The sequence below is a fragment of the Leisingera sp. genome (genome assembly GCF_034669605.1).
Lineage (GTDB): Bacteria > Pseudomonadota > Alphaproteobacteria > Rhodobacterales > Rhodobacteraceae > Leisingera.
Genome location: NZ_JAXMOX010000022.1, coordinates 23,713 through 33,781 on the forward strand (window position 1 = coordinate 23,713; position 10,069 = coordinate 33,781).

The 10,069-nt window shown below is 63.7% G+C and carries 8 protein-coding genes; 1 reads left to right on the plus strand and 7 read right to left on the minus strand.

Going from position 1 to position 10,069, the window contains the following annotated elements:
* Positions 1–43: 43 nt before the first annotated feature.
* Complete coding sequence (phnD, locus tag VOI29_RS04560; protein WP_323776267.1) at positions 44–946, minus strand: phosphonate ABC transporter substrate-binding protein; 903 nt, start codon at positions 944–946, stop codon at positions 44–46.
* A 68-nt stretch (positions 947–1,014) separates the two neighbouring features.
* Positions 1,015–1,833 carry a phosphonate ABC transporter ATP-binding protein gene (phnC, locus tag VOI29_RS04565; RefSeq protein ID WP_323776269.1) on the minus strand — a complete coding sequence of 273 codons (819 nt, stop codon included), beginning with the start codon at positions 1,831–1,833 and terminating at the stop codon, positions 1,015–1,017.
* Between the two features lie 215 nt (positions 1,834–2,048).
* Between phnC and rpe the strand changes: the two genes are divergently transcribed.
* Complete coding sequence (gene rpe, locus VOI29_RS04570) at positions 2,049–2,738, plus strand: ribulose-phosphate 3-epimerase (RefSeq protein WP_323776271.1); 690 nt, start codon at positions 2,049–2,051, stop codon at positions 2,736–2,738.
* 173 nt (positions 2,739–2,911) lie between these two features.
* On the opposite strand, the gene VOI29_RS04575 is transcribed toward rpe, so the two are convergent.
* The 5 genes from VOI29_RS04575 to VOI29_RS04595 form a co-directional block, all read right to left on the minus strand.
* Positions 2,912–5,002 (minus strand): 3-hydroxyacyl-CoA dehydrogenase NAD-binding domain-containing protein, encoded by a 2,091-nt coding sequence (locus VOI29_RS04575; RefSeq protein ID WP_323776273.1) that lies wholly within the window; start codon positions 5,000–5,002, stop codon positions 2,912–2,914.
* A 243-nt stretch (positions 5,003–5,245) separates the two neighbouring features.
* Positions 5,246–6,505, minus strand: a complete 1,260-nt coding sequence (locus VOI29_RS04580) for a Tm-1-like ATP-binding domain-containing protein (RefSeq protein ID WP_323776275.1) — start codon at positions 6,503–6,505, stop codon at positions 5,246–5,248.
* Between the two features lie 92 nt (positions 6,506–6,597).
* The gene (locus VOI29_RS04585; RefSeq protein ID WP_323776282.1) at positions 6,598–8,040 is read right to left on the minus strand and encodes an aldehyde dehydrogenase family protein; all 1,443 of its coding nucleotides are present in this window, start codon (positions 8,038–8,040) and stop codon (positions 6,598–6,600) included.
* Complete coding sequence (locus tag VOI29_RS04590) at positions 7,947–9,566, minus strand: tripartite tricarboxylate transporter permease (RefSeq protein ID WP_323776277.1); 1,620 nt, start codon at positions 9,564–9,566, stop codon at positions 7,947–7,949. The genes VOI29_RS04585 and VOI29_RS04590 overlap by 94 nt, the downstream gene beginning before the upstream one ends.
* Before the next feature lie 9 nt (positions 9,567–9,575).
* On the minus strand, positions 9,576–10,069 hold a 494-nt coding region (locus VOI29_RS04595; protein ID WP_323776279.1), incomplete at its 5' end, for a tripartite tricarboxylate transporter TctB family protein.

Here is a 10,069-nt window from a genome sequence, read left to right on the forward strand (position 1 = left end):
GGCTTGGGGCAAGCCCGAAACCCCGCTGAGCACAGTATTGAAATTACTGGGATTTCAATTTGCGGGCTTCGATGATCAGCTCATAGGCGTCATGGGTGATCGGCATCAGCCCGTTCGACTCGCCGCCCAGCACATTGTACATGCAATCCGGATCGATTGAGTTCATCGAAGCCAGCAGGCCGGTCACCTTGACCTTCACGTCGGCCGGCAGTGCGGTGCGCAGTACAAACGGGCCTTCGGGGATCGGCGCCGATTTCCAGATCTCAACCATGTCGTTCATGTCGACAAGACCAGCGTCAACCGCACGGCGCAGCGCGCCCGACTGATAGCCGTCTTCCCATTCACCCAGACCATCAGCCCAGGTCACGCCGCCATCGACGTCGCCATTGGCAACCGCGACGATGGTCTGCTCGTGGCCGCCGGTGAATTTGACCTCGCCGAAGTAGTCACCGGATTTCATGGTGGCGCCGATCTTGGCCGGAATCTCGATCGAAGGGATCAGGTAGCCGGAGGTGGAGTTCGGATCACCGAAGCCGAAGATCTTGCCCTTCATCTCTTCCAGCGAGCCGATGCCGCTGTCCTTGCGGGCAAAGCCAACCGAGTAGTAGCCATAGCCGCCATCGGTGTTCACCTTGACCAGAACCGGCTCAACCGCATCCGGGTCGGACAGGTAGGTCTTGGCATAGCCCGATGCGCCCAGCCAGGCCATGTCGATAGTGCCGCCCAAAAGGCCTTGTATTACAGCGTTATAATCAGCCGGGGCGAACAGCTTGGTTTCGACACCCAGCAGCGCTTCGGTTTGCTCGCGCAGGCATTCCTGCATGCTGAGACGGTCCTGAGCATTCTCGCCGCCCACGATGCCGATGCGGAACTCTTTGATGTCCTCTGCCGCAACTGGGGCGGTCAGCGCGGTGGTTGCCAGAACGGCAGCTATCAGTTTCTTCATTTCATGTCTCTCCGGTTGGTCAATCCCCAAGGACCGCGGCCCCAGGGAAGATGGAAAAAGGTCAGGGGTTATTCGGCCGGAATGGCAGCGCGCCGCGCATCCGTCTTTGCCAGCGTTTCGATCTCGGTTGAGGTGGCCGCCTCGGAGAATTCCTCCCCGGCGCCGTAAATCTCGCGGGCAACCCCGGTGGTCAGCTGTTCGGGCAGCCCGTCAAAGACGATGCGGCCGTCGCGCATGCCGACCACGCGGTCGCAATAGCGCCGTGCGGTGTCCAGCGTGTGCAGGTTGGCAATCACCGTGCGGCCGTCTTCCTCATGGATGCGGCGCAGCGCCTCCATCACGGTCTGGGCGTTCATCGGGTCCAGCGAGGCGATCGGTTCATCCGCCAGGATGATCTTCGGGTCCTGCATCAGCGCCCGGGCAATCGCCACCCGCTGCTGCTGGCCGCCCGACAGCGCCTCGGCCCGTTTGGCAGCATGTTCGGCAATGCCGAGGCGCTCAAGGATGCCGATCGCCTTGTGAATGTCTGCCATCGGGTACAGGTTGAACAGCGACGCCATCACGTTGCGCCGGTTCAGTGTGCCGTGCAGCACGTTGGAAACCACATCCATCCGCGGCACCAGATTGAACTGCTGAAAGATCATCGCGCAGTCCGATTGCCAGGCGCGCTTGTCCTTGCCTTTCAGGCCAGTGATTTCGCGGTCTCCAAACAGGATACGGCCTTCGCTGGCGTCTTCCAGCCGGTTCAGCATCCGCAATAGGGTGGATTTGCCCGCACCGGAACGGCCGATAATGCCGATCATGCAGGGTTTGTCGATGTCCAGCGTCGCGGTATCCACCGCAATCTTTCCGCTGAACCGTTTCGTCAGTTTGTCAATGCGCAGCACAGGGGCGCTCCCTCTTCGTTCGGGGCCTGCCTAGCCCGCCCGCTCAAACTTCATGTGTCACTGCCGTGAAAGTTTTGTAACGCCGCCGCGCGCAACCCGCGGGCGTGCGGCACAGGCTAACGGGCCTGCTGCGCATTCTGCCCCTGTCCACAGGGGCTGGGACGGTCTATACGGCCTTCGACTCCTCATTTCCCTCTGCAAAAGGAAGCTGCCAGATGTCCTTTGACCGCAAGATCAAGATCGCGCCCTCCATCCTCTCCGCCGATTTCGCCAACTTCGGCCAGGAGATCCGGGCCATCGAAGCCCAGGGCGCCGACTGGGTGCATGTGGATGTGATGGACGGGCATTTCGTGCCCAATCTCACCTTCGGCCCGCAGGCGGTGAAGGCGTTCCGCCCGCATGTGAAGACGGTGATGGACGTGCATCTGATGATCGCCCCGGTCGATCCCTATATCGACGCCTATGCCGATGCCGGCGCCGACGTGCTGACCGCCCATATCGAGGCCGGCCCGCACATCCACCGCACCCTGCAGGCGATCCGCGCGGCCGGCATGAAGGCAGGCGTGGCGTTGAACCCCGGCACCCCGGCGGAAGCGGTGGCGCACCTGCTGGACCTGACCGATCTGGTCTGCGTGATGACCGTGAATCCTGGCTTCGGCGGCCAGAAGTTCATCGACATGACCGCCAAGATCCGCAGCCTGCGTTCGATGATCGGCGACCGCCCGGTGCATATCGAAATCGACGGCGGCGTTGATCCCACCACCGCGCCGCTGGTGGCCGAGGCAGGCGCCGACGTGCTGGTTGCCGGGTCAGCCGTGTTCAAAGGCGGTTCGGTCAACGCCCCCGAAGTTTACGGCGAGAACATCCGCAAGATCCGTGCAGCCACCGAAGGCACCTGGACCTAAAGCGCGGGCAACTCCCGTCAATCGCCGGGCGCATGCAAGAATGCGCCGCTCTTGTTGGGCCAGGCGCCGCGCGTTCCGCGCGGCGCTTTTGCGTGTTACGGCCTGCGTTTGCGCGTCCAGCCCGGCCGCGCCCCGACGGCCCTCGACGGGCCGGAAGGGCACCCGCCCCCGATTCAGCCGCCTTTGTTCAGTTCATCGAAGGGTTTTCCCTCCGCCACCAACTGTTCAAGCAACGGTGCCGGCTGCCAGAAAAAATCATCTTCTGCCGCATAGGCCCGGATATCGGCCAGGATCCCGTCCAGCCCCTGCAGATCAGCCCATTTCAAAGGTCCGCCCCAGAACCGCGGAAAACCGTAGCCGAACAGCATCACCATATCGACGTCCAGCGGCCGCCGCGCGATGCCTTCGCCCACCACCTTGGCGGCCTCATTGACCATGGCGCACATGTAACGGCGCAGGACTTCCGCGTCACTGAACTCACGCGGGGTGACGCCCTGCTGCGCCTGATCTTTCGCAATCAGCCCGGCCACCTGCGGGTTCGGCACGCCGCCGCGCCGGCCTTGCTCGTAGATATAGAATCCCTTGCCGGTCTTCTGGCCGAAATCGCCGCCCTCGCACAGCATCTCGTAGAAGCGCGGCACCCGCTCGCGCGGGTCGCGGGTGGGCGCGCGGCGCTTGCGGGCGGCCCAATTGATATCCAGCCCCGCCAGATCCCCCATCGCAAACGGCCCCATCGGGAAGCCGAAACCGGTCACCGCCTGGTCCACCTGGTAAGGAGAGGCGCCGTCCAGCACCACATATTCCGCCGCCTTGCGGTAGGCATTCATGATCCGGTTGCCGATGAACCCGTCACAGATGCCAGACCGCACCGCGACCTTTTTCAGCCGCTTGCCCAGGGCAAAGCCGGTGGCCAGCACCTCCGGAGCAGTCTTTTCGGCGGCAACAACTTCCAACAGTTTCATCACATGCGCGGGTGAGAAGAAATGCAGCCCGATCACATCCTGCGGACGTGAGGTGGAGGCAGCAATCTCGTCCACATCCAGATAAGAGGTATTGGTCGCCAGCACCGCGCCCGGCTTGCAATGGGCATCCAGATTGCCGAAGACGTCGCGCTTGACACCCATGTCCTCGAACACCGCTTCGACCACCAGATCCGCTTGCGCCAGCGCAGTATAATCGGCCGCCACAGTCAGCGCCTCGCCAGTCAGCCGATCATACTGCGCCTGCGTGATCTTGCCGCGCTTCAAGGCCCCTTTCAGGTTGCCTTCAATCCGGCCGCGGGCCGCAGCCGCGGCATCATCGGTCATTTCAATCAGCACCACCGGCAAATCCGCCAGCAGCGCTGCGGTGGCGATCCCCGCCCCCATGGTGCCGCCGCCAATCACCCCCATCGAGGCAACCTCGCGCGGTTCAGCACCCTGCAGCTCCGGCAGCTTGCTGACCGCGCGTTCGGCGAAGAATGCATGGATCAGCCCCTGCCGCTGGTCAGAGCCCATCAGCTCCTTAAACAGCGCGCGCTCACGTTTGAGCCCCGCCTCGAAACTCTCGGCCTCAACCGCTGCCTGCACCGCCCGCACGGCGGTGGCCGGCGACAGCTGGCCGCGCCCTTTTTTCAGCGTGGCCGCATAGGCCGCATCAAAATCCACCGCGTCCGGCGCCGGCATTTCGCCCACCGCCCGGCGCGGGGCGCCCTGCTCCAGCAGTTCCTGCACATAAGCCAGGCCGATCCCGCGCGGATCCCCCTCTTCGATCTTGTCGATAATGCCCTTTTCCAGCGCTTCCGCGGCGCCGAAGTGACGGCCGCTGGTGATCATCTCCAGCGCCGCTTCGGTTCCGGCCAATCGCGGCAGCCGCTGGGTGCCCCCTGCACCGGGCAGAATGCCCAGGTTGACCTCGGGCAGGCCCATTTTGGCCGACGGAACCGCAACCCGGTAATGCGAGGCCAACGCCACCTCCAGCCCGCCGCCCAACGCCGTGCCATGCATGGCGGAGACAACGATCAGCGGCGACGCCTCGATCCGGCTGCACAGGGCCGGCAGTTGCGGGTCCTGCGGCGGCCCGCCGAATTCGCGGATATCGGCGCCGGCAAAATAGGTCCGGCCCTCGCCGTAGATCAGCACCGCTTTGGCGCCATCCTGTTCCGCCCGTTCGATCCCCGCCAGCAACCCTTTGCGCATTGCAGCACCCAGTGCGTTCACTGGCGGATTCTGCGCTTTAAGAACAGCAACGTCTCCTGCGCGCTCATATGCTATGGCTTCACTCATCCGGTCATCCTCTTGTTCCCAGGGCGGCGGCAGCTGCGCCCGGCTCTCATCCGATTAGGCACGGCAGCCGAACCGGCGCCAAGCCCCAAAGGCGGCCAAAGGCCTGCAAAGCCCGCGCCAGAGACGCCCGGGCGCTGCAAATGGCGGCCATTCAAGTCATTACGTAACAGAAACACCGCAGCTTTGGAACTTATTGAAACGCATTATCAAGAGGCACAACCAAGAGATAAGGCGATTGGCTGTTCAGCCGGTCTTCACCACACCGCTGGCAATCCAGCCGTCCAGAATTTCCAGAGCCTTGCCGGCAAAGGCAGCATCATTGATATGGCAGTCCAGTTCATGCAGAACCGCATTCTCCGGGCAGAAGGCGCGTATTTCATCGCAAAAGGCCGCCAGCCCTTCGCCATCATGCAACGGGGCACCGGGACGGTCCCATTCGTTGCACCCCCCGGCGGGCAGCAGCACGGCCACCGGCGCCTTGGCAGCGGCCAGTTTGCCGCAAACCGCCTGCGCCACCTGCCGCCGCTCGTCAGCATTCAGCAGGGCAGAGGTGAGAAGACGGTTGTGGGCATGGGTTTCCCGTCCCCTCAATTGTGCGGGCGTGTCCTGCCAGCCGATGTAATCCACCAAATCGTAACAACCCGGCGCCACCAGCTGCGGTATGCCGGCGCGCCCGGCATTGGTCATCCGGTCCGCCCCGGCCGATAATCCGCCGAACAGGTGGTTCGACACTTCCTGCGGGGCAAAATCCATCACCGCAGCAAAGGCGCCCTCTGCGGCCAGGCTTTCAAACGCGCGCCCGCCCATGCCGGTGGCATGGAACACCGCCACCTCGAACCCGCGCGCCTCCAGCGCCGGTTTCAGCGCCACCATGTAGCGCAGCACAGTCTTGCCGAATGACGTCATGCCGATCAGCGGCCGGTCGCGTTCGGGCGGCTCCACCGCCCGGGCCGCGCCCAGCACCGCGCCAGCAGCCTGGCTGAGCGAGGCCTTGCAAATCGTATTCAGTCCATAAAGCCCCCCGGCCCAGAGGATCATCTGCACATCCGCCGGGATCCGCTCCGGCGGCATCAGCGGCGAGAAGGCCACAGTAGAGACGATGTATTTGGGCACGCCCACCGGTAATGCGGCACATATATCCAGCGCCAGATCGGTGCCCATGGTGCCGCCCAATACGATCACCCCGTCAATGCGCCCCTGCCGGTGCAACTCCAGCACCTTGGCCGCAGCGCCTGCGCCCATGATCTGCATGGCGGTGTTTTCATCGCCCGAGTCTATCGCCGCCCGGATTGAGCTGCCGCCGGCTTCTGCCACATCATGTTTGCTGACATCCGCGGGCTGGCTCGGATCTCCCAGAACGCTGACGTCCATCGTCAGGACACAACCGCCCTGCCCGCGGATCACCGCCGCCAGATAGCCCAACTCATCGTCTTTGGTGTCATAGGTTCCGGCAACCAGTATGGTCTTGTTTGACACAGGCTTAGTCTCCCGTCTGATCAGCATCGCGAGGGCGGCAACCGGCGCGCCCGCCGCGCTTCAACTTTCTCAAGATACTCCCGCCGGAGGCAGCAGGTTTTGCGCCGGCAAAACCTGCTTCACAGCTGGATCCAAGCTGTTTTCAGGTCGGTGTATTTGTCCAGCGCATGCAGCGACTTGTCATGGCCGTTGCCGGACTGGCCGACGCCGCCCAAAGGCACTGTGTTATCAGACCCGCCATAGGTGTTCACATGCACCACGCCGGCGCGGATGCCCGCCACCATCCTGTGTGCGCGGGACAGGTTTGCGGTCCAAACACCTGCCGCCAGGCCAAAGTCGGTGGCATTGGCAAGGCTCAGCGCCTCTGCCTCGGTCTCGAACCTGGTAACCGCCAGCACCGGCCCGAAGACCTCGCGCTGGAACAGCGCGTGATCCTGCGCCACATGGGTAACAATTGCCGGCGACATATAGGTGCCGCCGGTGTCTTCCAGAATCCGCTGCCCGCCGGTGATGACCTGCCCGCCCTCTGCCCGCGCCATATCCATAAAGGAGAGGTTGCGGCGCAGCTGCTCCTCGGAATTGACCGCGCCGATATGCGTTTTCAGGTCCAGCGGATCGCCCACCCGCAGCGCCTCGGCCTCGGCCTGCAGAAGTTCGGCAAACTCATCATGAACCGACGCCTCGACCAGCAGGCGGGAACCGGCAATACAGACCTGCCCGGAATTGCGGAAGATGCCCGCGGCAGAGATCTTGGCCGCCTTGGCCAGATCCGGCGCATCGGCAAAGACAATGTTGGGGGATTTGCCGCCCAGCTCCAGATAGCAACGCTTGAGGTTGGACCGCGCCGAGGCCTCCAGCAGCTTGCGCCCCGTCGCGCCGGAGCCGGTGAACGCCAGCACATCCACGCCGTTGGACGCCGCCAGCGCGGCACCCGCCTCGGCGCCGGAGCCGGTCACCACATTCAGCACCCCGTCCGGCAGGCCGCATTCGGAGCAGATTTCCGCCAGCCGCAGCAGCGTCAGCGAGGCGGTTTCCGCCGGTTTCAGCACCACCGAATTGCCCATCGCAAGCGCCGGCGCCAGCTTCCAGGCGCCGATCATCAGCGGGAAGTTCCAGGGCACGATGGCGCCTACCACTCCCACCGGCATCCGCTGCACCAGCCCCAGCACATCCGGCGCGGTCGGCGCGACCTCCCCGGCAACCTTGTCCAACGCCTCGGCGTAGTAGCGGAATGTGCCCGCCGCCGATCCCGGCTCGGCCTTCAGCGCCATGTTGAACTCGGTGCCGTTGTCGCGCACACCCAGCACCGCCAGTTCAATTGCCTCTGCATCGATCCGGTCTGCAATCCTGTGCAGCACCTGCTTCCTTGCGGCGGGGCTCTGTCCCGCCCAGCGGCGGTCCTCAAAGGCCCGCCGTGCCGAGGCGACGGCGTTTTCGACGTCCGCGGCAGAGGCGCCCTGCAGGGTGGTCAGAACAGATCCGTCAACCGGCGAAGCAACTTCGAGTGTCTGGCCCGAACCTTCCTGCCATGATCCTTCAAGAAAGAGTTTCTGCGGCGCCACATCAAGCTTGCGAAGCTTGTCGATGAGGATTTGGTCTGCCATTCGGCCTCCTTCAGTTCCTTCTGGTCCTTCAGCACCCGCAGGATGTGGACCGCCAGAACAATGATGATGAGTAGAAACAGGATGAACGCCACCGGGCGGTCAATGAAATCAAAGGGTTCCTTCACCCTTGCCATGGCCGCGCGCAGCTTCACCTCCATGATGCCGCCCAGAACCATGCCCAGGATGATCGGCACCGCGGGTAGCGACAGGCGTTTCAGCACATAGCCAAGGACACCAAACGCCGCCGCCATCACACAGTCGGTGACGGAATTGCGCAAACTGTAGACGCCGACAAAGCTGAGCGTCAGGATGCAGACCCCCAGGAACCGGTTGGGGATGCGCACAACCTGGATCAGCGACCGGGTGGCAAACAGCAGGAACAGCAGCACCAGCACGTTCAGGAGCAGCAGCGCGAGATACAACGCCACCACGAAATCCATGTCGTTCTGGAACAGCCCCGGCCCCGGCACCACGTTGTGCACATAAAAGACCGACAGCATCATCGCCGTCAGCGCCTCGCCCGGGATGCCCAGCGCCAGCAGCGGCACCATGGCCGCCGCTGGCACGGCGTTATTGGCGGTCTCCGCCGCGATCAGCCCTTCCGAGGAGCCATGACCGAAATCCTGCGGCCGTTTCGAGGTTTTTTGCGCATAGGTGTAGGACATGAATTGCGCAGTGAACTCCCCCACACCGGGCACCATGCCCATCAGCACGCCAAAGGTAGCGGAGACACCAGCCACCCGCGGATGGCGTGCCAGCTCGCGCAGGCCCTGGAACATGCCGCCGCGCAGGCGGGTCATGCGGACCTTCTCGTCCTCATCCGTCAGCAGCACAAAGGCCTGGGAAATGGCAAACAGCCCCAGCACAACAACGATCAGATTGATGCCGCCGCCGAGGAAATCCTGCCCGAAAGTGTAGCGCTGGGTGTATTTCACCGGCTCCAGCCCGATGGTCTGCAGGAATATCCCGAAACAGGCCAGCGCCCCCGCAATCAGCGCCTGGCCGCGGTGGGCGACCACCACCAGGATCAGGCCCAAAAGTGCGGCCATGAAAATCTCGCGCGAGCCGAACATCGGCGCGATCTTTGCCAGCACCGGGGCAAACAGGATCAAACAGATGACCGAGAAGATGCCGCCGAAAAAGCTGGCGGAATAGGCCAGGCTTAACGCCCTTCGCGGCTCCCCCCGCGCGGTCATCGGATAGCCGTCATAGGTGGTCAGCGCATTGACCGCGGTGCCGGGCGTATTGATCAGGATCGCCGGAATGGCGCCGCCGTACATGGAAGAGCCGTAGATCCCCAGCAGCACCGTCAGGCCCACAATCGGATCCATCGAAAACGTCGCGGGCAACAGGATGGCAATCGCCACCGCCGGACCGACTCCGGGGATCGCGCCGATAAGCACGCCGCCGACCGATCCCGCCAGCAGCGCCAGCGCCACGTCCCAGCGCATCAGGATTTCTATGGCAGACAGGATAAGGTCCATGGCGGGCACTCAGAGATAAAGAATGAAAAAGCTGCGCAGCGGCCCCGGCAGATATTCGTACAGCATCGCGCCCGGGATCTTGACCGACAGGACGGCCTTGAACAGCACCACCACTGCCACCGCAAAGGCAAGGCTGATGCCCAGCATGAAGCGGCTGCGATAGCCCATCCGCCAGCTGAGCAGCGGCATGAAGGCCAGTGTCACCGGCAGATAGCCGATGACCGGCACCAAAAGGACATACCCCATGAACCAGCCGGCAAATTCGAAAACCTGCGCCCAGCGCCTGAGCTCCCGCAGGTCGTAACGGCCGACCCGCCGCCACGGCAGTTTATACAGATGCAGCCCCCCCAGCAGCACCATGCCGCCAATGGCGACAGCGGGCCAGAACCGGGGCTGGGCAAACAGCCTGGTCTTCTGGACCCAGGCGGTCTGCTCGGTGATCAGAACCAGCAGCAGCAGCGCCGCGCCCACCAGGAAGAGGGCAAAAACCAGCTGTCCGCGCC